The organism is Amycolatopsis sacchari (assembly GCF_900114035.1).
Taxonomy (GTDB): Bacteria; Actinomycetota; Actinomycetes; order Mycobacteriales; family Pseudonocardiaceae; genus Amycolatopsis_E; species Amycolatopsis_E sacchari.
Map to the genome: position 1 here is coordinate 1 of NZ_FORP01000011.1, position 24,283 is coordinate 24,283.

Annotated in this window: 21 protein-coding genes and 1 pseudogene; 3 read left to right on the forward strand and 19 right to left on the reverse strand. The window is 70.4% G+C overall.

The annotated features are described in order from the left end of the window. From BMZ92_RS19075 to BMZ92_RS19100, 6 genes are all read right to left on the reverse strand, one after another. Positions 1-863, reverse strand: an 863-nt coding sequence (locus BMZ92_RS19075) for an aldehyde dehydrogenase family protein (RefSeq protein WP_143249895.1), incomplete at its 3' end; no start/stop codon positions are given. 26 nt (positions 864-889) lie between these two features. Further along, a complete protein-coding gene (locus tag BMZ92_RS19080) occupies positions 890-1,624 on the reverse strand; it encodes an SDR family NAD(P)-dependent oxidoreductase (RefSeq protein WP_091509425.1) in 735 nt (244 codons plus the stop codon). Beyond that, the gene (locus BMZ92_RS19085) at positions 1,621-2,397 is read right to left on the reverse strand and encodes an SDR family NAD(P)-dependent oxidoreductase (protein WP_091509428.1); all 777 of its coding nucleotides are present in this window, start codon (positions 2,395-2,397) and stop codon (positions 1,621-1,623) included. The genes BMZ92_RS19080 and BMZ92_RS19085 overlap by 4 nt, the downstream gene beginning before the upstream one ends. Beyond that, entirely contained in the window at positions 2,394-3,845 is a 1,452-nt protein-coding gene (locus BMZ92_RS19090; protein WP_091509430.1) for an APC family permease, read from the reverse strand. Before BMZ92_RS19090 ends, BMZ92_RS19085 begins: the two co-directional genes overlap by 4 nt. A gap of 5 nt (positions 3,846-3,850) precedes the next feature. Beyond that, positions 3,851-4,630, reverse strand: a complete 780-nt coding sequence (locus tag BMZ92_RS19095; RefSeq protein ID WP_091509433.1) for a MoaF C-terminal domain-containing protein — start codon at positions 4,628-4,630, stop codon at positions 3,851-3,853. 100 nt (positions 4,631-4,730) lie between these two features. Continuing rightward, positions 4,731-6,608, reverse strand: coding sequence for a primary-amine oxidase (locus BMZ92_RS19100; protein ID WP_091509435.1), 1,878 nt, complete (start codon positions 6,606-6,608; stop codon positions 4,731-4,733). 88 nt (positions 6,609-6,696) lie between these two features. Here BMZ92_RS19100 and BMZ92_RS19105 point away from each other — a divergent pair, with 88 nt between their 5' ends. Continuing rightward, positions 6,697-7,287, forward strand: coding sequence for a TetR/AcrR family transcriptional regulator (locus BMZ92_RS19105; RefSeq protein ID WP_091509438.1), 591 nt, complete (start codon positions 6,697-6,699; stop codon positions 7,285-7,287). Positions 7,288-7,358: 71 nt separating this feature from the next. Here BMZ92_RS19105 and BMZ92_RS19110 read toward each other — a convergent pair whose 3' ends face one another. After that, a complete protein-coding gene (locus BMZ92_RS19110) occupies positions 7,359-7,799 on the reverse strand; it encodes a winged helix-turn-helix transcriptional regulator (protein WP_091509439.1) in 441 nt (146 codons plus the stop codon). A gap of 99 nt (positions 7,800-7,898) precedes the next feature. On the opposite strand from BMZ92_RS19110, the gene BMZ92_RS19115 reads away from it, so the two are divergent. Next, positions 7,899-8,648, forward strand: coding sequence for an SDR family NAD(P)-dependent oxidoreductase (locus tag BMZ92_RS19115; RefSeq protein ID WP_091509442.1), 750 nt, complete (start codon positions 7,899-7,901; stop codon positions 8,646-8,648). A gap of 4 nt (positions 8,649-8,652) precedes the next feature. On the opposite strand, the pseudogene BMZ92_RS38830 reads toward BMZ92_RS19115, so the two are convergent. The 6 genes and pseudogenes from BMZ92_RS38830 to BMZ92_RS19145 all read right to left on the reverse strand — a co-directional run. Beyond that, positions 8,653-8,840 (reverse strand): annotated as a pseudogene (locus tag BMZ92_RS38830) (fatty acid--CoA ligase); the annotation flags it as partial. A 353-nt stretch (positions 8,841-9,193) separates the two neighbouring features. Next, positions 9,194-10,684 (reverse strand): arabinosylfuranosidase ArfA, encoded by a 1,491-nt coding sequence (gene arfA, locus BMZ92_RS19125; protein WP_091509444.1) that lies wholly within the window; start codon positions 10,682-10,684, stop codon positions 9,194-9,196. Between the two features lie 28 nt (positions 10,685-10,712). Further along, positions 10,713-12,320, reverse strand: a complete 1,608-nt coding sequence (locus tag BMZ92_RS19130) for a GH39 family glycosyl hydrolase (RefSeq protein ID WP_091509447.1) — start codon at positions 12,318-12,320, stop codon at positions 10,713-10,715. Positions 12,321-12,350: 30 nt separating this feature from the next. Next, positions 12,351-13,247: a carbohydrate ABC transporter permease gene (locus BMZ92_RS19135; RefSeq protein ID WP_091509449.1), complete on the reverse strand. Its 897-nt coding sequence runs from the start codon at positions 13,245-13,247 to the stop codon at positions 12,351-12,353. After that, positions 13,231-14,160 carry a carbohydrate ABC transporter permease gene (locus tag BMZ92_RS19140; protein WP_091509451.1) on the reverse strand — a complete coding sequence of 310 codons (930 nt, stop codon included), beginning with the start codon at positions 14,158-14,160 and terminating at the stop codon, positions 13,231-13,233. The genes BMZ92_RS19135 and BMZ92_RS19140 overlap by 17 nt, the downstream gene beginning before the upstream one ends. A gap of 31 nt (positions 14,161-14,191) precedes the next feature. Then, positions 14,192-15,496 (reverse strand): ABC transporter substrate-binding protein, encoded by a 1,305-nt coding sequence (locus tag BMZ92_RS19145; RefSeq protein WP_091509453.1) that lies wholly within the window; start codon positions 15,494-15,496, stop codon positions 14,192-14,194. Between the two features lie 177 nt (positions 15,497-15,673). Between BMZ92_RS19145 and BMZ92_RS19150 the strand changes: the two genes are divergently transcribed. Then, complete coding sequence (locus tag BMZ92_RS19150; RefSeq protein WP_091509456.1) at positions 15,674-16,714, forward strand: LacI family DNA-binding transcriptional regulator; 1,041 nt, start codon at positions 15,674-15,676, stop codon at positions 16,712-16,714. 15 nt (positions 16,715-16,729) lie between these two features. Here BMZ92_RS19150 and BMZ92_RS19155 read toward each other — a convergent pair whose 3' ends face one another. From BMZ92_RS19155 to BMZ92_RS19180, 6 genes are read right to left on the reverse strand one after another with little or no spacing between them, the layout of a single operon-like run. Then, complete coding sequence (locus BMZ92_RS19155; RefSeq protein ID WP_091509458.1) at positions 16,730-18,718, reverse strand: right-handed parallel beta-helix repeat-containing protein; 1,989 nt, start codon at positions 18,716-18,718, stop codon at positions 16,730-16,732. A gap of 39 nt (positions 18,719-18,757) precedes the next feature. After that, a complete protein-coding gene (locus BMZ92_RS19160; protein ID WP_091509844.1) occupies positions 18,758-19,513 on the reverse strand; it encodes an SDR family oxidoreductase in 756 nt (251 codons plus the stop codon). A gap of 5 nt (positions 19,514-19,518) precedes the next feature. Continuing rightward, complete coding sequence (locus tag BMZ92_RS19165) at positions 19,519-20,562, reverse strand: zinc-dependent alcohol dehydrogenase (protein WP_091509460.1); 1,044 nt, start codon at positions 20,560-20,562, stop codon at positions 19,519-19,521. Continuing rightward, positions 20,559-21,395, reverse strand: coding sequence for an amidohydrolase family protein (locus BMZ92_RS19170; RefSeq protein ID WP_177228770.1), 837 nt, complete (start codon positions 21,393-21,395; stop codon positions 20,559-20,561). Before BMZ92_RS19170 ends, BMZ92_RS19165 begins: the two co-directional genes overlap by 4 nt. Next, a complete protein-coding gene (locus tag BMZ92_RS19175) occupies positions 21,392-22,336 on the reverse strand; it encodes an aldo/keto reductase (RefSeq protein WP_091509464.1) in 945 nt (314 codons plus the stop codon). The genes BMZ92_RS19170 and BMZ92_RS19175 overlap by 4 nt, the downstream gene beginning before the upstream one ends. Further along, complete coding sequence (locus BMZ92_RS19180) at positions 22,333-24,249, reverse strand: DUF8034 domain-containing protein (protein ID WP_091509466.1); 1,917 nt, start codon at positions 24,247-24,249, stop codon at positions 22,333-22,335. The genes BMZ92_RS19175 and BMZ92_RS19180 overlap by 4 nt, the downstream gene beginning before the upstream one ends. Positions 24,250-24,283: the final 34 nt, after the last annotated feature.

A 24,283-nucleotide genomic window follows, 5' to 3' on the forward strand; every position in this document is an offset into this window, starting at 1 on the left:
ACCACCTCGTCGTGCAGGCTCTCGTGCACATACAACCGCTTCAACGCCGCACACGTCTGCCCGGTGTTGATGAACGCACCCCAAAACAGATCCTCGGCGATCGCCGCGGGATCGGCGTCCGGCAGCACGATACCCGGGTCGTTACCCCCGAGTTCGAGCGTCAACCGCGGCAGGTTCCCCGCGCTGGCGGCCACGATCGCCCGCCCGGTACGGGTGGAGCCGGTGAACATCAACTTCCCGAACCCGGGTTCGGCCACCACCGCCGCCCCCAACTCCCGGCCACCCGAGAGCACCGTCAACACCCCCTCCGGCAGCACCCGCCCGACAATCTCCCCCAACGCGAGCACCGACAACGGGGTGTACTCCGAGGGCTTGAGCACCACCGTGTTGCCCATCCGCAACGCCCCCGCCAACTGCCAGCACGCGATCAACGCCGGCCAGTTCCACGGCCCGATCGCCCCCACCACCCCCACCGCCCGATACCGCAACACCGCCGACTCCCCCACCTGCTCCGGCTCCAACGGGATATCCGCCGCCGCCCGCAACCACGCCGCCACACCACCCGCCTCAAACCGGCTCCCCGGCCCGTTCAACGGCTTACCCTGCTCCCGCGAAATCAACTCCGCCAACGCAGCCGACGCACCCTCCACCGCATCCGCCGCCACACGCAACAAACGGGACCGCTCCTCATGCCCCAGCGCCTCCCACCCCGGCTGCGCCACCCGCGCCGCCGACACAGCACGACTCAAATCCTCCGCAGTGCGATCCGGCGCGTAACCGAGCACCTCACCCGTCGCCGGATCCCTTACCTCGAAGCCCTCTCGCGCGGCAACCGCGGCCAGCAATTCGTCGTAAGTCTGCATGTCCTCTCTCTTTCTGCATGAGCGGCTCAGGCCGGAAAGGCCGACCGCGCCGAGTAGCCGAAGTCGGCCGTCAGGCTCGCGCCGGAGATCCCGGCGGCCAGTGGTGACGCCAGGAACAGCACGTGCGCGGCGATGTCCTCCGGCCGGTGCACGGGAAAGCCGTCGAACCCGCCCAGGTCGGCCCGGCTCATGGGAGTGTCCACAACGGACGGACAGAGTGCGTTCACCCGAACCGCTCCCGCCGTTTCGACGGACAACGCGCGGGCGAGCTGCACCACCGCGGCCTTGGACGCGCAGTACGGCACCATGCCCGGCGCGGCGACCAGCGCCGAGTCGCTGGCCAGCACCACCGCGGCACCCCGGCCGGAGGCGCGCAGTGCGGGCAGGGCGTGCTTGAGGGTGAGGAACGCGCCCAGCACGTTCACCGCGAACACGGCCTGCCAGTCCGCGAGCCCCACCGATTCCAGCGGTTCCCCCACCGGACCGGAAATCCCGGCACACGTGACGACGACGTCGATACCGCCGAACCGGTCGAGCGCCGTGCCCACAGCCGAGCGCACGGACTCCTCGTCGGTGACGTCGGTCCGGATCGCCAGCGCGGGCGGTCCCAACTTTTCCGCGGTACGTTCGACCGCCGGGCCGTCGCGATCGAGCAGCACCGGCCTGCCGCCGTGTTCCGCCACCGCCGCCGCGACCGCGGCACCGATGCCGCTCGCCGCTCCCGTCACGAGCACCACCGCGTCGTCGAGACCGAGGTTCATGTGAACGCCAGGGTCGGGACGTCGACGACGTGCGCGCCGCCGTCCACGACGAGTGTCGCGCCGTGGACGTAAGCCGCGTCGGAGCCCAGCAGGAACGCGACCACGCCCGCGATCTCCGCGGCCTCCGCGGGACGGCCCAGCGGCACGTCCTTCGTCACGGTGGCGTAAGCGGATTCGACGTCGGCCGCGCCTCCTTCACGCACGAGGACCGCCATCTCCTCATCGGCCATCGGGGTCCGCACCCAGCCGGGGCACACCGCGTTGGCCCGCACACCGCGGCGGCCGTAGTCCCGCGCGATCGAGCGCATGAGTCCCAGCAGCGCGTGCTTGCCGACCGTGTACCCGGCCGTCTCCGGAGCCGCACGCAGGCCCGACAGCGACGACACGATCACCACGCTGCCACCGGACGCCGCGAGCAGTGGCAGCGACTCCCGCACGGTCACGAACGCCGTCGTCAGGTTCGCGTGGAGGCTCGCCTGCCACGCCTCGTCGCTCGTGTTCTCCACCTTGTCGTAGCCGTGCCCGCCCGCGTTCGCGACCACGCCGTCGAGCGAGCCGTACCGCTCGCGCACGGTTTCGACCAGTTTCCGCATCGCAGAGCCATTTCCGGCGTCCGCGGGGATCGCGGTGATGCGCTGGTGCGCCGCCGCGACCGCCTCCAGCGGTTCCCGGCGGCGACCCGAGATGACGACGTCGCCGCCGTCGTCCGCGAGGCGGGCCGCGACGGCGGCACCGATGCCGGTGCCGCCGCCGGTGACGAGGTACGTGCTCACTGCGGTGTCCTTTCCGCCGCCCGCTGCGCGACCCGGTCGAGGTCCTGCTCGAGCGAGTCCCAGATGTGCTTCTTCGCCGACCGGAACACGGCCGCCACGACGACCGCGAGCACCGCGGCGACCGGCAGCAGCCAGGGCAGCAGCGTGATCACCGGGCTGTCGCTGCCCGCGAGCTGCGGGAAGTTCACGAACGCCAGCACCGTCACCGTCCACAAGCCGATGCCGCCGAGCAGCGGCAGGAGGAACGTCTTGCCCCACCGGGCGTCCCGCACCCGCCGGAAGTGCACGACGATGGCGGTGGCGGCGATCGCCTGCAGCACGATGATGCCGAGGGTGCCGATACCGGTGAACGCGGCGACCAGTGAGGTCACCGGGTTCGCGCCCGCCACGGCGTACGCCATGGCGATCACGGTCGCCAGCACGAGCTGGACCGTCGACGCGACCACGGGTGAGCCGTTCTTGCGCCGGGTGTGCGACAGCGGCTTCGGCAGCACGCCGACGCGGCCGAGCGCGTACAGGTACCGGGACGCGGAGTTGTGCAGCGCCAGCAACGCGGCGAACAGGCTCACCACCAGCAGGAGCCGCATGACGTCCGTGAGCGCGGTGCCGAGGTACTCCGCGGACACCGAGAACACCAGGTCACCGGTGGCCAGGTGGTCGGCCGCCGCCGCACCCGCGTTCCGCACTCCGAGCGCCGAGACGATCGCCCAGGTGGTCACCGCCGCGAAGATCCCGATGAACACGATCGCCACGTACGTCGCGCGGGGGATCGTGCGTTTCGGGTCGCGTGCCTCCTCGCCGAACAACCCGGTCGCTTCGAACCCGACAAAGGCGTTGGCGGCGAAGAGGAGTCCCAGGCCGACCGAACCGGTGGCGAACACCTCGGGCCGGAACACGTCGAACGAGAACCCGGTGCGGAAGAGGATGACGACGTCGAGCACGAGCAGGATCGACACCTCGCACACGAGCGCGACCCCGAGCACCTTCGCCGAGAAATCGATGCCCGCCCTGGTCAGCAGCCACACGCCGGCGACCGACACCAGGCTCCAGATCCACCACGGCACGTTCAGCCCGAACACGCTGTCGAAGACCGCGGAGGTGAAGAACCCGCTCGTGCCGACCGCCCCGGCGACGAAGCAGTTGTAGCCGACGACCGCGACGAAGGCCGCGACGAGCCCGGCGGTGCGGCCGAGCCCGCGCACCACGTAGGCGTAGAAACCCCCGGCGTTGACCAGTTTCTTCGCCATCTGCGCGTAACCGACCGCGAAGAGCAGGAAAACCACGGTCGCGATGAGGAACATGACGGGGGTACCGCCGCCGGTGCCGACCGCGATGCCGATCCCGCCGATGACGATGATGCCGGTGAGCGGGGCCACGGCGGCGAGCACGAGGAAGACGATCCCGCTGACCCCGAGGTGCCCGCGAAGGCTGGTTTCGTTACCGGACAACGGAATCACTCCTCGAAGGCGGAGCAGTCGGTCCTGTTGACGATCTCGGCCCCCGCCCCGACCGGGAAGTTCACCAGCGAGGAGGTGTCGAAGCCGTCGTTGCCGAAGATCTTGCCGTCGGTGTGCAGGGCTTCGAGGTCGATGAGGATGACCCCGAGGGTCGGCACGATCTTTTCCCGCCACACGAACAAGGTCAGCTTGTCGCGGACGGCGATGTGGTGGCAGGCGTCGGTGTCGGCGAGCCCCTGCTCGACGCCGCGGAGGCAGTGCCAGGTGTAGCGCCCGGGCGAGAGGTAGATGTGCTCGTAGACCTCGTTCGGCGAGTAGGTGTAGCGGTTGCGCAGGCCGACCAGCTCGCGGGTCGGCGCGTGCCGGGCCGCCGTGGAGCCGTCGATCGCGCCGTGCCTGATCCGCGCGGTGACACCGGTCGGCTCCTCACCGCGCTGCACCCGGGTGTACGCCGACTCGGCACGTGCCTCGGGGCCGGGCAGCCTGCCCTCGATGAGGGTGACGAGGCCGGCGTCGGTGTCGAGCACGAACGTCGTCGAGACCTCCCCGGCAACACCGTCCACAAGGTACAGACCGTCGCGGATCGACGTGACCCGCACCGGAACGTCCTCGTGCTCACCCCACGAAGCGACACCGTCGTTGATCGAAAGAGCACGCGGCCCGTCGAGGTCGAGCGCGAAACGCGTCCCGGAAAGATCCTTGACCGGTTCGAGCAGGTCGGCGTCCGGCGCGAAACCTTCGCCGAGGGCGCCGACCGGGATGAAAGCTTCGCCCATTTCTCCTCCACGTCGAGGGGGTTCTTTCGGAAAACCCTAGGGACTTGCGGCGAAAAACACCTAGGACGAGCGCGCACGGCGCTTGTCCTCCCGTGGCGATTCAGTGGCAGGAATGCGCTGACCGGTTCGGCGGGACGTCGAGCGTGGGGTTGCGGTCGAAGAAACCGACCGGTTTGAGCTTGAAACCGGTGTAGTCGACCGGCATGATCGGCCAGTCCTCCGGACGCGGGAAATGTGTGAGCCCGAAGGTGTGCCAGACGACGATTTCCTGCCCGTCGATGTCGCGATCGGCTGCGGCGTACGCGGGCAACCCGGCGCCGCCCGGATGCTGGTTGACGAGATCTCCCGCCGCGTACCGCTCGGCCGGGTCGTAACGGGTGACCCACAGGTGTTTCGTCGCGAAGGTGGCGCGGCGGGAAATGGAGGAATCCGGATCGGCGAGCAATTCCGGATTGCCTTCGGGAACCAGCGCGTAGGCCACGGGATCACCGAGCCGGTTGCGGGAACGGGGGTTCGTGATGTGCCAAACCCTGCCGACGCGGTTGTCGGCGAGGCGTTGCGCCTGCGATTCGGTGCGCAGTGGCGTGCGGCGCTGGGTGAAAGCGTTGCCGCGCGGGTTGTCCGGTCCCGCGGGGACGCGCTGGACCTCGACCTCCTCGACGAGGTTGGTGGGCCCGTCCACGGCCATGTGGAGGCGCGCGTTGAACAGGTGCTGGTGGTAGGGCGCGCCGAGGCCGGGCGCGAGTTCGGAGGCGTAGGCGTAGCCCTTGCCGGGGTGCGCGGAGGTGAACACGACCCCGGTGGCCTTGGCTTCACATTCGATGGTGCCGTCGAGGTAGAGGTACCAGTAGAAGCCGTAGTCGTAGTTTCCGATGGTGGTGAAGAAGGAGATCACCATGCGGCGCTGGCGGCGGGTCTCGGCCGAACCCGCCCAGAGATCGGTGTGCTTCCAGAGGATCCCGTAGTCCTCCTCGTGCAGGCAGATGGCGTTGTGCAGCACGCGGGGATGACCGAACTCGTCGGCCACGACGGCGTCGAGGTAGGTGATCTCGCCGAGGCAGTCGCAGCCGAGTTCGAGTGCGTTGGCGTAGCGGCCGATGAGGTACTCGCCGGTGTCGAAGTAGTTCTGCCACGACCGGACGGGCGAAGGATCGGCGTAGGGCACGACCATCTCGGAGATCGACGCGCGCCGCACGACGGGCCGGTCGCGGTCGCCGTCCCGGAAGGAGATGTCGTGCAGGACAAGGCCTTCGCGGACGTCGAAACCGATGCGCAGCGACCAGTTCTCCCACCGCAGCAGGTGGTCCTCCAGCGTGAAACTGGGTCCCTCGGGCTGGGTGATCACGATGGGTTTCTGGGTCGTCCTCAGTGGACCGGTGACGGCGGGGTCGTCGAAGTTGCCGGATTCGGCGGGCACCGGCACGGCGCCGAGGTCGATGACCTGGTCCACGGTCTTGTTCAGCACGTCCACGTAGGCGACCAGCCCGTCCACCGGGTGCGCCCACGCGTGGTCGCGCGGGTGTTCCTGCACGAACGCCAGACCGCGCAGGATCCGCCGCCCGGTCTCCTCGGGGTACTCGAACACCCCGGCCGACAGCGGCGCGACCCGCACCTTCGCCACGTCGAGCCCGCGTGCCGCCAGCGCGGCCAGCCACCGCTCGTCGGCGGCCAGCACCTCCTCGACCAGCGCGAACTCCTCGTCCAGCACCGGCAGCTGCCCGTCGACGGCGGGGTCGAGCTTGCGTTCCTCGGACACTGTCCCGGCGGCGAGCGACACCAGCACGTCCCGGCCGCCGGGGTCCGCCAGGTCGTGCAGGAGGACGCGGACGGTCCGTTCGGGCGCGGCGTCTTCGAGGCCCAGGTAGGCCACCCGCGCGCTCTCGGGCAGCAGGCCCGCGTCGGCGAGCACGTGCCGGACGCGGGTGATCTCGTCGGCGGTGAGGGGCGAAAGCGGATGCGGGGGTGGTGCGGCGGGCATCGGCGACCTCCGTTTTTCTCCACGTGTAGACGAAAGGATGCGTCACCGCAGCGGGAAACGCAAGGGCCGACCGATTACGGTGGGAGCCGTGCCGAAGCAGGTTGACCACGACCGCCGCCGTGCCGAGATCGCCGAGGCGACGTGGCGGCTGATAGCCGAACGGGGCATCGACGGGACGACGATGCGGGCGATCTCGGCCGCGCTCGGCATGGCCCACGGCGCGCTCAAGCACTACTTCCCGGACAAGAACTCGATCATCCGGACGGCGTTCACGCACGTCTTCGACAGCACGAACACGCGCATCCGGGAACGGCTCGGCGACGCGACCGGTTTGGCGGCGCTGCGCATCTTCTGCCTCGAAGCCGTCCCGGTCGAGGAGGTGACGATCCTCGAAGCCAGGGTCGTGCTCCCGTTCTGGCAACGCGCACTGGCCGACGCCGAGCTGGAGTCCGTCTTCGTCGACGCGATGTCCGTCTGGCGCGAGCAGATCCTCCGCTTCCTGCGCCAAGGCCGCGCGGACGGCTCGGTCCGCACGATGACGGACGACGAGGTCGTCACGGAGCAGCTGCTCGCCCTCCTCAACGGCGCCCAGGTGCTCGGCACCCTCACCCCCCGCGCGGCGACGCCGAAGCGGCAGCACCAGATGATCGACGCCTTCCTGGACGGCCTCCGCCGCTGACGGCGCGGGTCGGCCGGTTCAGGACGAGCCAAAGCCGATGGCCCGTGGAAGGCACCCTCCGCCGCTGGACCTCACGCGCCGCCGCGCCTCCGGTTCGCCACGGCGGGAGGGACCGGCGTGTCCTCGTCGTAGGTGGCTTGGGCCTCGTGGATCCGGTCGGTGTGCCGGTCGACCCACGCGACCAGGCCGACCAGGTGCGTCGCCAGATCGGCGCCCAGCGCGGTCAGTGAATAGGTGACCTGGATCGGCACGGTCGGGGTCACCGCGCGGTCGACGAGCCCGTCCCGGGTAAGCGCTTTCAGGGTCTGGGAAAGCATTTTCTCGCTGATGCCCCCGATGGCGGACGCGAGTTCCGAGAAGCGGTGCGGCCGGTTCGCCAGCAGGCCCACGACCAAGGTCGCCCACCGGCTGGTGATGTCGTCGAAGATCGGCCGGACCGGGCAGTCCGCAGCGAAGACGTCCCGCGAGTGCACCGGCCGTCCGCCGACGAGGATCTCTGGTCGCTGTCCCACGAACGGAGCTTACCTGTAGGTATGTACTTACGAATGGCTAGCCACCTGGCTAGCGTCGCCTCCGTTGGTGATCAACTGCCGCGAACGAGGAGCGCACTGATGATCGATCTACACGGGCGTACCGCTCTGGTGACCGGAGGCGCCAAAGGCATCGGCCGCGGCATTTCCGTGGCGCTCGCCGCGGAAGGCGCCGCGGTCGCGGTCAACTACGCCACGGACCCGCAGGCCGCCGAACGGACCGTCGCCGAGATCGTCGGCCACGGCGGCAGGGCCGTGGCCCTGGCCGGGGATGTCGGCAGCCCCGCCGACGTCGAGCGGCTCTTCGACCAGGCCGGTGCCGCTCTCGGTCCGGTCGACACCCTGGTGAACAACGCCGCCCGTTACTCCTTCCAGCCGCTGGAAGAAATCACGCCGGACGAGTTCGAGCGGCAGTACCGGACGAACGTGCTCGGCGTGTTCCTCACCTGCCAGGCCTTCGTGCGGCAGGTGCCCGTGGCCGGTGGGTCGATCGTGAACATCTCGACCTCGGGCATCGCGAGCAACACGCCCGGCTCGGCCCTCCACACCTCGACCAAGGGCGCTGTGACCACGCTGACCCGGGTGCTGGCCAACGAGCTCGGCCCGCGGCACATCCGGGTCAACGCCGTCGCGGCCGGTGCCACCGACACCGAGGGCGCCCGGAACCTCGGGCTCATCAACGACGAGAACGTCGCACGGGCCGTCGCAGCCACGCCGCTGGGCCGGCTCGGGCAGCCCCGTGACATCGGCCGCGTGGTCGCTTTCCTCGCTTCCGCCGAGGCCGCCTGGATCACCGGCGACGTCCTCTTCGCCTCGGGCGGCCTGCGCTGAGCCTCAGGACCACCGAAGAAATCCACTCACCGCCGGACTTGATCACGTCCTTGGCGCGGTCCACGAGCGTGCGGAAGCCGTCCGGGGGAGATCCTCCCGATGTCCCCGGTGCGCAACCAGCCGTCGTGGAACGTCTCCGGATCGACAACCCGCCCCAGGCGAGTAGGAGGTAGCGGTGACCCACGGGCCACCGCTACCTCGGCTACCGCTTCGCCGTGTTCCCCATGCGCAACACCTTCGGGCTGTCCCACGAGACCGTCAGGAGGAACACCCCGGGCAGGGCCGCGGCGCTCTACGCCGTGGGCGACGACGACGAGGTGCACGCCTTCCTGAACTTCGCCCTGCCGGAGCAGCCGTTCGCCGCGTTCCGCGATCCGGCCGCGCCGCCGGTTCCCTCGCGGGCCGGGGGCAAGGGCGGCGCCACGCTGTTCCCGGCGACCGCCGAGGCACTGGAACAGCGCAACGAACGCCTGCGCGGCTCAGCGCGATGCCACCCGCGCAGGGGCGGCCTGCCCACCCGGCCCTCACCCTGCCGGAGTTCGCGCTCACGACGTGACCCGGATCATGTTCCAGGACAACGGGGGCAGCGTGATCGCCAGCTCACCGGCGTCCACGCCGTGGCTTTCCCCGGCGCGGGGCACCACTCGCGCGGGATCGTCCGCCGTGTTGGCCGCCAGGGGATCTCCCCCGCCGAGGTAGGTGTGGGAGGCCCGGGACAAGCCTTGACAGGCACGAAGATCGACCGTCAGCGGCAGCGGCTCGTGCTGATCGCGGTTGACGGCGAAGATCGTGATCCCGTCCTCTCCCTGGACGGACACTGCGTCCAGCACCGGAACTTCGCCGAAGCGCTCGGTCTCGTACCGCGGCGACGTGATCGCGGGGCGCAGCACGGCACCGCGTCCGTAGCGGCTGGTCAGCGCGAACGGGTGGAAGATCGTCTGCCGCCAGGCGGGCCCGGCCGGTTCGGTGCGGATCGCGCCGATCGCGTTCACCAGCTGCGCCAGGCACGCGATCCGCACCCGGTCCGCGTGCCGCAGGAGGCTGATCAGCATGTTCCCCACGACCACCGCGTCGACCACGTTGTACTGGTCCTCCAGCAGCCGCGGCGCCTGCTCCCAGTCCCGCTCCACGGACGTTCCCTGCGAGTACCACACGTTCCACTCGTCGAAGGCGAAGCCGAGCCGTTTCCGGTGGCGCCCCTTGGCCCGCACGTGGTCCGCGGTGGCGATGGCGGCGTCGAGGTAGGCGTCCATGTCCGTGGCGCACGCCAGGAAACTCGCCCGGTCGCCGTCCCGCTCCTGGTAGTAGGAGTGCAGCGACAGGTGGTCCACGTGGTCGTAGCAGTGTTCGAGCACCGTCGCGTCCCACGCGGGGAACGTCGGCATCGCCGCACCCGACGACCCGCACGCGACGAGCTCGATGTCCGGGTCCACCAGCCGCATCGCCTGCGCCGTCCGCGACGCCAGCAGCCCGTACTCGTCGGCGGTCCGGTGCCCCACCTGCCACGGGCCGTCCATCTCGTTGCCGAGGCACCACAACCGGACCCCGTGCGGATCCGGCGTCCCGTTCTTCCGCCGCAGGTCCGACCAGTACGTCCCGCCGGGGTGGTTGCAGTACTCGACGAGGTCCGCCGCCGCGTCGGCGCCACGCGTGCCGAGGTTCACCGCGAGCATCGGCTCCGCGCCCACCCGCCGGCTCCACGCGCAGAACTCGTCCGTGCCCACGGCGTTGGTCTCGACCGACTTCCACGCGAGGTCGAGCCGGGTCGGCCGGGACTCCCGCGGGCCGACGCCGTCCTCCCAGCGGTAACCCGAGACGAAGTTCCCGCCCGGGTACCGCAGGACCGGCACCCCCAGCTCGGTGACGAGCTCCGCCACGTCGCCGCGGAAGCCGTGCTCGTCGGCGCTGGGGTGCTCCGGTTCGTAGATCCCGGTGTACACGCCGCGGCCGAGGTGCTCGACGAACGCCCCGTACAACCGCGGATCGACCTCGCCGACCGTGAACGCGGGATCGACGACCAGACGGGCCTGGGACATGGTGGTTTCCTTTCGCGGGAGGGACACCTCAGTCAGCTTGCCGCACCGACATCACGGCCCACGGCGGAAGCTCCACATCGATCTCGAGCGTGCCGTCGCCGGTGACCGTGAGCGTGAACCTCCGGAGCGCGTCGGCGACGCCGCTGAGGTACTCGCTCTGCGCGCGGGAGAGGTTCAGCGGGGAACCGAGCTGGTACCAGGCCTCGGCGACGTTCCCGTGCTCCCAGTCCAGGACCTCGGCCAGGAACGTGGTGCCCGGTTCGAGGCCGCTGATCGTGTGCCGGACCCGCCGGTGCGGTCCCGCTTCGGCCAGTGCCCGCGTCTCGGGGTACGAACCGGTGGACTTCAGTGCCAGCTTGCCCGGGTAGTTGAAGAACACCGCGGACAGCGCCGAGGTCCGGCTGTCCCGGGTCACGACGCCCTCGTCCGTCGCGAGCAGCAGCCGGTCGCCGAGCCCGTTCAGCATCCGGAACGCGTGGAACGTCGGCTTGTGGATACCGCTCTCGTTCACCAGGCCGAAGCCGCCGTGGAAAGGCCCGAGCCCGGCGCCGCCCTCCTCGAACACGTCGGTGAAGGTCCAGTAGGAGATCGAGTCCGCGAGCCCGACGCACTTCAGGTACGCCCGCGTGATGTAGGTGGCCGCGAACACCGTGTCGTGGATGAAGTCCCGCGCCGACGGCGAGGTGGACCACTCGGTGATGTGGACCTCCGCGTCCGGGTACTGGCTGTCCGCCAGGAGTTGACGCAGGACGGTCAGGTCGTCGAACGTGGCGTCGGCGTACCGGGCGATCTGCACCGCCTCGCCGTCGGCGCCGTAGGCGAAGTCCGTCGGGTACAGGTGGGTCGACACGAAGTCGACCGGCAGGTCGCGCTTGGCGCACCAGCCGAGGAAGTCCTCGATCCACACCGGACGCCAGTCGAGAGCGTCCACATCGGACGCACTGGCCGTCGCGTGCATCGCGGAGCGGTCCTCGACCTCGCCGCGGTACCGGTCGTCGGGCACGAAGACGCTCGTCGCGGGCCCGCCCACCTTCAGCCCGGCGTCGATCGCCTTGATCGCCGTCACGGTCCGCTCGTAGAGCTCGAAGTACTCCGTCTTGGTGCCGGTCCAGAAGTGCGGGACCAGGTTCGGTTCGTTCCACACCTCGAACCGCCACTGGCGCACCTCGTCGAGCCCGTACCGGCCGATCCAGTGTTCGACCGCGCGCGCCACCAGCTCCGCCCAGCGCCCCATGTCGTTGGGCGGGCTGCAGTGCGCACCCCACCAGAACACGGTCTCCTGTTTCGTCGCCAGCTCACGCGGCATGAACCCGAGCTCGACAAACGGGCGGGCGCCGGACTCCACGATGAAGTCGAACACCTTGTCGACGTAGCTGAAGGTGTGCACGGGGGCGGCGAGGGGCGAGTTCCGGCCGAACCCGTGGCCGTAGCTTTCCCGGTACACGAACATGTCGTCGTGGAACACGCCGTGGAAGCGGACCGCGCGGAAGCCGCAGGCGGCCACGGCCTCGGTGAACTGCCGCTGCCAGTCCGCCCGCAGCGCCTCGTTCGCCCGTCCGGCGCCGACGCACGCCGCCCAGCTGTGCGGGAGCGGGGTCTCGCGGGGGAGGTCGCCGTCGATTCGGAGGTTGTTCATTCCTTCACTTTCTGCTCGGAGTCGAATGCCCTACCCCTTGACGGCGCCGAGCGCCACGCCCGACTGCCAGTACCGTTGCAGGCTCAGGAAGGCGACGATCAGGGGGATGATCGTCAGCAGCGCGGCGGTGAGCACGAGGTTCTGGATCAGCGCGCCGTTGCCCGCGGTCGAGCCGAGCTTGTTCCACTCGTTGAGCCCGATGGTCAGCGGGTACCAGTCCGGGTCCTTGAGCATGATCAGGGGCAGGAAGTAGTTGTTCCAGATCGAGACGAACGAGAAGAGCAGGACCGTCACGCTCGCCGGCGCGAGCAGCGGCAGCGCGATCCGCACGAAGGTCCGGAACTCCCCCGCGCCGTCGACCTTCGCGGCTTCGAGCAGCTCCGTGGGCACGGCCTCCGCCGCGAAGACCCACATCAGGTACAGCCCGAACGGGTTGACGAAACTCGGGATCAGCACCGCCCACGGCGTGTTGGTGAGGCCGAGCCGCGCGAAGAGCAGGAACTGCGGGATCGCCAGCGCGATGCCGGGCACCGCGATCGAGCCCAGTACCACGAACAGGAGCAGCCGCTTGCCGCTGAACCGGAGTTTCGCCAGCGCGTACCCGCCGAGTGCGGCCAGGAAGGTCGAGACCACCGCACCGACGACGACGTACAGCACCGTGTTGAGCAGCCACCGCGAGAAGATCCCGTGCTGGTAGCGGAAAACCGCGACGACGTTGTCCCACAGGCGGAACCCGTGGCCGGGCGCGAGCCCGAACGTGGAGACGAAGTCGGCCTGCGACTTCGTCGCGTTGACGACCAGCCAGACCAGCGGCAACAGGCAGTACAGGGCGAACAGCCCCGTCATCACGGTGAGCGTGACGCTCTTCCTCGGGTTGTCCACTGTGTACAGCCGCGGGCGGGCCGCCGGGCTAGCTGTCGAAGGCATTCTTCAGTCCCCTGATCTGGACGGCGTAGGCCACCGCGATCGTGATCGCCGCCATGACGAGCGCGAGAGCGGCCGCATAGCCCTGCTGCGAGCCGGTGAACGCGAGGTTGTAGGCGTAGAGGTTGGGCGTGTAGTGGGTGGTGATACCGCTGTTGGCCACCATCGACGGCAGGATCTGCGGCTCGTTGAAGATCTGGAACGTGCCGATGATCGAGAAGATCACCGCGATGACCAGCGACCGGCGCAGGGCAGGCAGTTTGATCCGCCACACCACCTGGAACTCGTTCGCCCCGTCGAGCGCGGCGGCCTCGTACAGCTCACGCGGGACGGCTTTGAGCACCGCGTAGAAGATCAGCATGTTGAAACCGGTGAACGCCCACGTGACCATCACCCCGATCGACACCAGCGTGGTGCCCGGCGCGAAGGGGTCGAAGTCCGTGCCCACGGCCTTGTTCAAGCTGCCGAACAGGCCGTACTTGACGCCCAGCAGGAAGCCCCACATCAGCGTGGACACGACGGCGGGCACGGCGTACGGGAGGAAGATCGACACCCGCAGGAACCGGGCCCCGTGCAGCCGCCGGGAGTCCAGCGCCAGCGCGAGCGCCATCGCGAGGACCAGCATGACCGGCACCTGGACGAGCGTGAACGCCAGCACCCGCCGCACGCTGTCCCAGAACTGGGCGTCGTGGAACAGCTTGGCGTAGTTGGCGAAACCGGTGAACCTGGTGCCCCCGATCAGTTTCTGCTGGAACAGGCTGAGGTAGGCGGCGAAGCCCACCGGCACGACGTACACGAGCGTGAACAACAGCGCGAACGGCGCGATGAACACCAGCCCGATCTGGCGCCCGCGGCGCTTCCGGCGCCGCGTGGTGGCCGGGGCCGCCGTGGCCGGCAAGGTGGCTGTGTGGACCATGGTCGCGGTGCTCCTTCCTGCCGGGGAACCGTCAGTCCACCTGGAAGCCCTGCTCGTTGCCGTAGGCGATCATCCGCTGCTTCCACTGTTCGAGGATCGCGGCGAGCGAGCCCTTCCCCGTGCTGTAGAGCTGCGAGACGAGGTCGCCGTAGACCGACCGGGCCCACTCGAAGAACGGCGGGTACTGCCAGCCGCCCGCGACGATTTCCGAGGCTTCCGCGAGCACGGGGCCGGTCTTCTGGCCGCCGAAGTACTCGTCGGCCTTGCTCTGCGTGTCGGCGCTTTCCAGCACGGACTTGTTCGGCACGAACGCGCCCGCCTCGACACGGGACGAAAGCCCGCCGCCGTGCGTGAAGTACTCCAGGAACTTGTACGCCGCGTCCTTGTGCCCGGACGCGGCCGGGATGCCGAAGGCGCTGCCCCCGTTCTCGGCCCCGACCTTGGCGCCCGGCTGCCACTGCGGCATCAGCGCGACGCGGAAGTCGCCGGCGGCCTGGGGCGCGCGCTGCGGCAGCGACGACTTCAGCCAGCCGCCCATGATCTGGGAGGCGAGGCTGCCGTCGTTGAGCGTGCGGTTCCAGTCGTCGGACCACGCGGTGACCTTGGTGTTGAGCAGCCCCTCGTCGAGCATCTTCTGCCAGAACGCGACGGCCCTGGTCGTGGCGGGCTCGGTGAAGTCGATGTGCACCTTGTTGCCGTCCACTTTGAACGGCCGCCCGCCGGCCTGCCAGATCAGCGACAGCAGGAAGAACAGGTCGCCGGTGTCCTGGGCGATGTAGTGCTCACCGCCGAGCGCGCGGATCTTCTTGGCGTCGGCGTAGTACTCGTCCCACGTCGCGGGCGGCTGGGTGATCCCGGCCTTCTTGAAGCTCTCCTCGTTGTAGAACATGACCGAGGGGCCGTAGTCGGACGGCAGCGCGAAGACCTTGCCGTCGACCGTCACGTCGTTCCAGGCCGCCTCGACGTAGTCCGCCTTGAGCTTGTCGGCGCCGTGCCCCCCGAGGTCCTCGAGCTTGCCGGGGATGGCGAAGTAGGGCACCGCGAAGTACTCGAACATCGCGACGTCGGGTACGCCGGAGCCGGCCTGGATCGCGTTGTCGAGAGCGGTGTACTCGTCGTACGACGAGCCCGCGTTGACCACCTCGACCTTGATGTCCGGGTTCGCGGCCTCGAAGCCGGGCACGGCCTTCGCGACGGTGTCGTCCCAGCTCCAGACCGTCAGTTTCACCGGGCCGTCACCGCCTCCGCTGTCCGAGGGCCCGCTGGCGCAGGCCGCCAGCGCGAGCACGGGCACGAGCGCCGCGGCGAGGAACCTTGCTTTTCCGGGGAGCCTCATGAGCCGCCTCCTCCTTGAGATGACTCGAAACTGTTTCGAAGCTTTTTCGAACGCTGGTGGCAAGTTACTGGGCTCTCTCGCCGGGCGTCAAGGACTTCGAGGGCGGGAGGCGGCAACCTTGTGCGCTGTGTAACCTGAGGCCGGGTTCGAAAAAGTTTCGGGAAGAACGGAGTGCCGATGACTCGGCGATCTCGGTCCGGGCGGGCCACGCTCGCGGACGTCGCCCGGCTGGCCGGTGTCTCGCCGGCGACCGCGTCGAAGGTCCTCAACGGCCGCAGCGACGTGGGGGCCGGCACGCGGGACCTCGTCCTCGGCGCCATCGCCGAGCTCGGCTACAAGCCGACGACGGGGCGGCGCGACCCGCAGCGGGAGCGGACCCTCGTCACCGTGCTCGACATCGTGGAATCCCGTTACGCGGGCACGGTTCTCCAGGGCATCCTCGTCGCCGCGACCGCCGCGAGCGCCGAGCTCCTGCTGCGGCTGCCGCCGCCGGACTGGACCGCGACGAGCCGTACGGCGGCCCGCGCGTGGGTCGCCGAGGCGCAGGCGTCGGGCGTCTCCGGCATCATCGCGCTCGCCATCGCCGTGCCCGACGCCGTTCTCCTCGCCGCGGAGGAGGCGGCGCTGCCGGTGGTCACGATCGACCCGATCGACACCACCGACTCACGGATCATCAGCATCGGCTCCACCAACTGGGCAGGCGGGCGCTCGGCGACCGAGCACGTGCTGAAACTGGGGCACCGCAGGATCGGCTGGATCGGCGGGCCACTGGGCTCCGCCCCTTCGGCGGAACGCTTCCACGGCTACCAGGCCGCGCTGCACGCGGCGGGCGTCACGCCGGACCGCGCGCTCATCCGCCACGACACGTTCTCCGTCGAAGCCGGGCTCGAGCACGGCCGCACCATGCTGGCGCTCGAGGACCGGCCGACCGCGATCGTCGCCGGGAACGACGAGATCGCCGTCGGTGTGCTCGCGGCGGCCGGCGAACTCGGCATCCCCGTGCCGGCCCAGCTGTCGGTCACCGGCTTCGACGACACCCCGCAGGCCCAGTGGACCACGCCCCGGCTGACCTCCGTCGGCCAGCCACTCGTCGGCATGGGGCGGATGGCCGTCGAGACCGTCCTCGGCATGGCCGACGGCGTGCAGCCCGCCTCCCGCCACCTCGAACTCGCGACGACGCTCAACGTCCGCGACTCCACGGGGCCGGTGGCGGGCTGACCCGGAAGCCGGGTGTCAGGACGGGTCCCTTCCCGGCTCGATGCCGGCCTGGCGCATCACCTCCCGCGCCTCCGCCGGCCAGTTCCCGTCAGCGACCTGCACGTTGCCGTCGAGGACGTTGTGGTGCGGCTCGCCGGTCACGACGCGCGTCAGCCCGGTGTCGTACCAGTTCCCCCGGAAGGTGTTGTCGTTCGTGTTGTTGGTGGCACTCGCGTTGGTGAACGCCCAGACGCCGGAGTCCTGGATCACGTTGCCCGTCAGGCTCACGTAACGCGAACCTTCGTCGAGGTACAGCCCGACGGTCTCGTGGTTGTCGTAGACGTAGTTTCGGTCGATGACGGCACCCGGGTTCGCCGAGAGGTTGTAGATGCTGCCACCGTCGTGGAAGACCTTCTTCGTGCCGTGCACGAGGTTGTAGCGGACGACGGTGTCCTTGAGCGTGGTGGGCGTCGAGTACACCGGCTGGTAGTCGTACAGCCCGCGGTCGCGGTAGTCCTGGCTGCCCCCGGGGTCGTTGGCGCCCCAGCCCCAGCCCACGTCGATGCCGTCGTAGGCGAGGTCGGACACCTCGTTGTGCTCGATGACGGCGTGGGTGACGTAGGTGGTCAGGACGCCCGCCATGTCCTTGTAGTCCCGCGCGACGTCCGTGACCAGGTTGTCGGTGATGGTGATGTCCCGGTCGGCCATCGCGGGATCGGCGGGGTGGTGGGCGTCGGGCTGGACGCCGCCGGCGACGATGCCGGAACCGGCGTCGTCCCGGAAGGTGTTGCGGTGCACCGTGATCCGGGAGGCACCCAGCCCGGCACCGGAGGCGTGGGCGTTCGCGTCGTTGCCGATGCCGAGCGCCACCTGCCCGAGGTGGGCGAAGGTGTTGCCGGTGAACGAGATGTCGCGGGCGGCCGAAACCTGGACCGCGGCGGGCACCTGGTGCCAGCTGTTGCGCGCGGCCTCGAACAGCGGGCAGCCCAGCTGGCACGAGGTGAGGAAGTCGGCGGGCTGCGGGTAGGCGCCGGCGAGGAACGTGCCGCTCTGCTGGTTGGCGTAACCGACCGAGGTGCCGGGCTGGAGCCACGTGGTGTGCTCGAAGTGGAGACCGCGGAACGCGAGGTCGTGGACCGGCCGGGTGCGGGTGCCGCTCACCTGGACCAGCGAGGACAGGCGCGGCAGCTCGACGTCGCTGTGTGCCGGGTCCCACCCGGCGGGCGCCTTGTAGTACACCTTCCCGGCGTCCGGGTCGAGGTACCACTGCCCGGTCTGCAGGAACGCGTAGGAGTTCTCCAGCAGCAGCGTGCCACCCGCGAAGGGGTGGGCGAGGGTGTCATACCCCCAGTTGTTGTTGTTCCAGGCCGGTTGCCGCATCGTGATCGTGGTCCCGGTGATGCTCTCCACCGGCGCGTACCGGTCCGTGAAGGAGTTCTGGCTCTCCACCTCGATCCGGTCCTGGTCGGGCAGAGTGGCCAGGTAGCCGAGCGCCGGGTTCACAATGGACAATCCCGTCGGCGTGACCTGGACGTCGGTCCGGGCGATGGGAATCGCCGCTCGCGGGGCCGACACACCGTCCACGTAGAGCTGGCGGGAGTCCACGCCCTTCGGCACGTCCGCGACGTAGATGCCGGCCGCCGGGTCGTGCTGTTCCCAGCCGGTCACCGGCAGCCCGCCGGACAGGACGGGTGTCTGCCCCGGCAGGGCCTGCCAGGTGATGGTGTGGCCGTTGCGGCCGGAGTCCTCGCTGGTGAACTTCAACGGGGAGGCCAGCCGGTAGGTGCCGCCCGCGAGCGCGACCGTGACGTTCCCCCGCGCGGACAGGCCGCGGGCCAGCTCGCGTGCCTTCTCCAGGGTGGCCACCGGCCTGCCGGGAGTGCCCCGGTCGTGGTCGTCCCCGCCGGGGGCGACGAAGATCGTGAACCCGGGAGTCCCGGTGGCTTGCGCCGGGGCCGTGGTCAGTGCCACCACCGCTGCCGCGACGGCCAGCGCCGCCAGCGCTTTTCTGCCGGTGTACCGCATGGTGCAGTGTCCTTTCCGGAGGTTTGGTGCCGGCCGGGTTCAGCGCCCGAGCCAGCCGCCGTCGACGGGGATCAGCGCGCCGTGCACGTAGTCGGAGGCGGCCGAGGCCAGGAAGACGGCCACGCCGCCGAAGTCCTCGGGGCGGGCCCACCGGCCGGCCGGGATGCGCTCGAGGATCGCCCGGAACCGGGCGGGATCCTCGCGCAGGGCCAGGGTGTTGTCCGTCTCGACGTAACCGGGGACGATCGCGTTGACGTTCACCCCGCGCCCCGCCCATTCGTTGGCCAGCGCGCGGGTCAGGCCCGCGATGCCGGATTTCGCCGCCGCGTACCCGGGAACGTTGATCCCGCCCTGGAAACTGAGCAGCGACGCGGTGAACACGATCTTGCCGCGGCCGCGTTCGAGCATCCGCCCGCCCACCTCGCGGGTCAGCGTGAACTGGCTCGACAGGTCCACGCTGATGACGCGGTCCCAGTCCTCATCGGAGTGTTCCGCGGCGGGCGCGCGGGCGATGGTGCCCGCGTTGTTGACGAGGATGTCGATCGGCCGCCCCAGATCGGCCAGGCCGGCCGCGAGTTCCGCCACCGCGGCCCGGTCCGAGAAGTCGGCGGTGAGCGCGGTGCACCGGCGGCCGAGCGCGGTGACGCGCGCTTCGACCTCGCTGCCCGAGGTCTCCTGGTGCGCGCTGACGGCGACGATGTCCGCGCCCGCGGCGGCCAGCGCCTCGGCGATCCCGAGCCCGATCCCCCGGCGGGCGCCGGTGACGACCGCGAGTTTCCCGGTGAGGTCGAACATCCCGGTCACCGTGCCTCCCCCGCCCCACCGGACTGGCAGTCGATCAGGACCTTGACCACGTTCGCACCACTTTCCAACGCCACGAAGGCTTCCGTGGCCCGGCCGAACGGTTCCACCCGCGAGATCAGGGTCGCGGCCGGGATCACGCCCTCGGTGAGGAGGTCGACCGCCGCGGTGAAGTCCTCGCGGTCGTACAGGCGCGCGCCGAGCAACGTCAGCTCACGCCAGAAGAACCGGTGCAGGTCCACCTCGCGGGGCGCAGGGTGGATCGCCACCTGGACCAGCCTGCCCCGCGTCGCCAGCGCGGCGACCGCGGTCGACACCCCGGCCGCCGCACCGGAGACCTCGAAGGCCACCGCCGCCCCGGCGCCGTCCGTCCACTCGTCCACCGTCGCGGTGAAGCCGTCGTCGCGGGGATCGAGCGCGGTCAGGCCCAGCCCCTCCCCGATCGACCTGCGGTAGCGGTCCGGCTCGGCCAGCAGGACCTCCGCTCCGGACCGCCGTGCGAAGACCGCGATGAGCAGCCCGATCGGCCCTCCGCCCACGACGAGCGCCCGTTCGCCGGGCCGCAGTTCCGCCCGCCGCACGTCGTGCACCGCGACGGCGGTGGGTTCGACCAGCGCGGCGTGGTCGAGCGGGAGGTCCGCGGGCAGCCGCACCAGGGTGTCCGCCGGCACCGTCCAGCTGGTCTGCATCGAGCCGGGCGCGTCGATGCCCAGGAACACCAGCCGGTGGCAGATCGACGTGTGCCCGGCCCGGCACGCCGGGCACTCGCCGCACCACCGCAGGGGCATCACCGTGACCGGATCACCGACCTGCCAGCCTTCGACCCCGCTGCCGATTTCCGCGATCCGCCCGGACATCTCGTGCCCGAGCACGCCCGGCGGGCGGACCCTGCCGTCCATGTCGCCGTGGAAGATGTGCAGATCGGTGCCGCAGATCCCGGTGTAGGCCACCGCGATCCGCACCTGCCCCGGCGGCGGTGGCACGGCGTCGGCTGTTTCGACGACGAGTGTCCGGGCGCCGGAGTAGGCGACGTGGGAACTCATTGCGGGTCCTTTCGTGCGTGGTACGTCCGCGCCGCGTTGCCGTGCAGGACGGCGTCGGCCGGAAACCCGGCGAGCGCCTCGCGGACGAGGTCGAGCCAGGCGTCGTGGTCGGTGGCCAGGGTCAGCACGGGCCAGTCGCTGCCGTACAGGCACCGCTCCGGCCCGAACACGTCCAGCGCCTCGCGCAGCGTGTCGCGCAGGACGGCGCGGGTCGTGCCCGGTCTCGTCTCCGTCGCCAGGCCCGACAGCTTGCAGAGCACGTTGCCGTGCCGCGCGAGCCGGTACAGGTCCTCGCGCCAGCGGCCGTACTCCGGGCCGCCGGGAGACGGTTTTCCGAGGTGGTCCAGGACGAGGGTCGTCTCCGGGCAGGCGGCGGCCAGGTCGGTCAGCTCCGGCAACTGGTGCGCGCGGACGCACGCGTCGAACGGCAATCCCGCCTGTCCCAGCAGGCTCACGCCGGTCCGGAACTCGCGTCCGCCGAGGAAGCCGGGGCCCTCGTCCTGCACGTTGCGCCGCACGCCGAGCACGAACGGATCGTCGGCGTACTCCGCGAGAAACCGTTGTGTGGCAACGGGATCTCCGAGTTCGGCGTGGGCGACGACGCCGCGGATCCACGGGTGCCGCTCCGCTTCCCGCCGGAGCCACCCGATCTCGGCGTCGGCGTCGCCCCGGCTCCTTCCCGCTTCGACGAAGACGACGTCGGCTCCACGCCCCGGAAAGTCTTCCGGCAGAAAAGGCCGGTTGAGCTGCGGCACTTCGTCCAGCCACGGGTAACGCAACCGCCGTGGATCCCAGAAGTGCACGTGGGTGTCGATGAGGTCCGGACCACTCACGGCTCTCCCCCGGGGTTCTGGTTTTCCGGGCGCCCGTTGGGCCACGAAACGTCCCGCACGGGCTCCAGGCACGCCTCGACCTCCCGCAGCAGTTCCTCGTCACGCGGCTCGGAAAGCCAACGGACGTTCCGCCGCACTTCCTCCGGGTCGGCGGCGCCGACGAGCGTGGTGGGGAAATCCCCGGTGCTCACCGCGAACTGCAGCGCGACACGGGCCAGCTCCTCGCCGCGCGCCCCGCACAACGCACCCGCCTCCGCGCAACACTTCAGGATTTCCGCCGGCGCCGGATGCCAGGACGGCGCTCCGCGATTGGTCAGCGCGCCCATCGCCAGCGGTGACGCGTTGATCACGGCCGTGCCCCGGCGCGCGAACCGGTCCCGCCACGCGGCCAGCCGCCGGTTCTGCAGGGTGTAGTGGCAGTAGGAGATGATCGTGTCGACCGGGGCGCGTTCGACGACATACGCGAGCGCGGGCAGGGGGTACCCCGTCACGCCGACCGCGCCGATCACGCCGTCCTCCTGCAGCGCGCGCAGGGCCGGGATCGTTTCGCGCACCACCTGGTCGAGGTCGCCGAACTCGACGTCGTGGCACTGGACCAGGTCGAGGTGGTCGGTGCCCAGCCGGTCGAGGCTCTCCCGCACGCTGCGGGTCACCCGCTCCGCGCTGAAGTCGAACTCCGTGTCGCTGTACCGGCCGACCTTGGTCGCCAGCACGTAGGCCGAGCGGTCGACGCCGCGCAAAGCCTTGCCCAGTACCGTTTCCGCAACCGTCTCGCCGTAGTACGGGGATACGTCGAAGAACGTGATGCCGAGTTCGAGCGCGGTGTGGACGGCCTCGATGCCCCGTCGTTCACCGCCCCGCGGCAACCGTCCCAGCGGAGAGGCGCCGAAACCGAGCTCCGAGACCTCCAGCCCGGTCCCGCCGAGTGGACGGCGCTTCACGCGGCACCTCCGGACCGGTCGAACGGCGTCGCGTAGGAGGGGGTGCGCGCCCGCAGCGCGAGCCGCAACGTCAACCGGACGCGGGTGGACGGCGGCAGGTCCACGCGCAGCCAGGGGCCGCCGACGTGGACCGGCGCGGAGGTCACGACCGGCTCGCTGTGACCGTAGTCGTAGAGATCGCCGACCCACGACGGGTCCTCGCACACGGTGTGCTCCACGGTCTCGATGTGGTGCTCGGCGAACGCCCCCGCCTGCACGATCACCGGGCGCGCGGCCTCCGGGTCGAGGTTGACCAGGTCGACCACGGTCGCCTCGGGCTCGATCCCGGACACCAGCGCCGCGACCGAGGGAGGCAGGCCGGGACGGCGCGCGGTCGCGTCGTAGTAGCGCACGCGGGCCTGTTGCAGTCCCCCGTTGTACACGACCTGCGGGGCGCCCCAGGTGAGCTGGACCAGTGCCTCGGTGACCACCGGGTTCGACTGCTGCCACAGGTGGATGTCCGCCTCGGGGACGTCGCGGCCGCGGTACCGCTCCATCCGCGCCAGCCGGTGCCGCACCTGCGCCTGCGCGGCCGCCAGGATCCGCTCGGGGTAACCCGGGTTGTCGCCCGCGAGGTAGGCGAACCACGGCTCCTCGTGCCCCGCCTCCTCCTTGCTGCGGAAGGGCCGCACCGTGCGCCAGTCGTGCCCGCTCGCGGCGCGGAGGCGTTCGATGCGCTCCCGGTCCTCCGGGGACGCGGTGTGGTGCCACAACGCCGCGGGCACGCCCATCAGCATCGGGTTGTAGTCGAACCAGCCCCGGTCGTCGTACCGGAAGGGGACGTGCAGCGTCGGCGTGTGCACGTCTTCGCGCAGCTGCACCGTCCACTTCGACTGGAGGCTGGAATCCGCCTCGGTGAACGCCATGACCTTGCCGTGGCCGATGATCTCGTCCAGCGCCGGGCGCACCAGGTCGGTGAACGAGTCGTCGCCCGTGACCAGTGCCGCCGCCAGCGCGGCCACCACGGCCGCGTGCCCCACGCTGTACCAGCCGTGCGGCCAGGACCAGCCGTAGTGCCCGCCGTACCAGCGGCCGTCGAGCAGCCCGCCCACGGTGCCGTCCGGGGCGACGTTGTCGGGGACGATGCCATTGTTGGCGCGGGCGCGCTCCCGCCACGCTCCCACGTACTCGGCGAGCCAGTCGCGGTAACGCCCGTCGCCGGTCAGCAGGAACGCGTTGAGCACGAGCCCGGACGTGGCCAGGTTGACGGCGGTGTCGCCCACCCCCATCCGGCGCCGCATTTCCTCGCCCAGCCGCGGATCCCGGCCCGGCGGGTGCTCCCTGCTCGTCAGCCACTCCAGCGGATAGCCGTACATCCTCGCTTCCTGCGGCAGCCAGGGATAGGCGTCCCCGTCGAAAAGCCCCTCGCGCGAAGGGTCGCTGCCGTTGTGGGGACGCCGGATGATGCGGTGCGCGGGGTCGTAGTTGCCGTGGGCGGGATCGACGTAGAGCTCGGCGAACCGCACCGCCCGCTCCCGCCACCGCTCCGGCGCCGCCATGCACAGGAAGTACAGCAGCAGCAGGCTTTCGCCCTGGTGGAACCAGTCGTACCCGCGTTCGTACTCCTCGCGCAGCATGCCCAGCCCGGTCAGCTGCCGGGTGACGCCCTCCCAGTGCCGCTCCGACTCGGCGAGCAGGTCGTCGGCGCCGCCGAGCAGGTAGAGCTGCGGCCAGTTGAAGAACGTCTCGTAGAAGTCGTCCACCCCGTCCCGCGTGCTCAGGCGGCCGCCGTACCGCAGGCGCCCGTCGGGCTCGGTGAAGTCCCGCCCGAACCGGCGCCAGGCGTGGTCGAGCAGGTCGAACAGCTCGCGCTGCGCGATCGCCCAGCCCGGCGGTTCGAGCAGCGGGACCGAGGCCGTGAGGGCGGGAAGCATCAGGGGAGTTCTCCGTTCCGGGGCGGTGGCGCGG

Bases quoted from the DNA above. Each gene is read 5' to 3' on its own strand.
- BMZ92_RS19080 (WP_091509425.1), bottom strand. From the start codon at position 1,624: ATGAACCTCGGTCTCGACGACGCGGTGGTGCTCGTGACGGGAGCGGCG.
- BMZ92_RS19095 (WP_091509433.1), bottom strand. From the start codon at position 4,630: ATGGGCGAAGCTTTCATCCCGGTCGGCGCCCTCGGCGAAGGTTTCGCG.
- BMZ92_RS19100 (WP_091509435.1), bottom strand. From the start codon at position 6,608: ATGCCCGCCGCACCACCCCCGCATCCGCTTTCGCCCCTCACCGCCGAC.
- BMZ92_RS19115 (WP_091509442.1), top strand. From the start codon at position 7,899: ATGATCGATCTACACGGGCGTACCGCTCTGGTGACCGGAGGCGCCAAA.
- arfA (WP_091509444.1), bottom strand. From the start codon at position 10,684: ATGTCCCAGGCCCGTCTGGTCGTCGATCCCGCGTTCACGGTCGGCGAG.
- BMZ92_RS19130 (WP_091509447.1), bottom strand. From the start codon at position 12,320: ATGAACAACCTCCGAATCGACGGCGACCTCCCCCGCGAGACCCCGCTC.
- BMZ92_RS19135 (WP_091509449.1), bottom strand. From the start codon at position 13,247: ATGCCTTCGACAGCTAGCCCGGCGGCCCGCCCGCGGCTGTACACAGTG.
- BMZ92_RS19140 (WP_091509451.1), bottom strand. From the start codon at position 14,160: ATGGTCCACACAGCCACCTTGCCGGCCACGGCGGCCCCGGCCACCACG.
- BMZ92_RS19145 (WP_091509453.1), bottom strand. From the start codon at position 15,496: ATGAGGCTCCCCGGAAAAGCAAGGTTCCTCGCCGCGGCGCTCGTGCCC.
- BMZ92_RS19150 (WP_091509456.1), top strand. From the start codon at position 15,674: ATGACTCGGCGATCTCGGTCCGGGCGGGCCACGCTCGCGGACGTCGCC.
- BMZ92_RS19155 (WP_091509458.1), bottom strand. From the start codon at position 18,718: ATGCGGTACACCGGCAGAAAAGCGCTGGCGGCGCTGGCCGTCGCGGCA.
- BMZ92_RS19160 (WP_091509844.1), bottom strand. From the start codon at position 19,513: ATGTTCGACCTCACCGGGAAACTCGCGGTCGTCACCGGCGCCCGCCGG.
- BMZ92_RS19165 (WP_091509460.1), bottom strand. From the start codon at position 20,562: ATGAGTTCCCACGTCGCCTACTCCGGCGCCCGGACACTCGTCGTCGAA.
- BMZ92_RS19180 (WP_091509466.1), bottom strand. From the start codon at position 24,249: ATGCTTCCCGCCCTCACGGCCTCGGTCCCGCTGCTCGAACCGCCGGGC.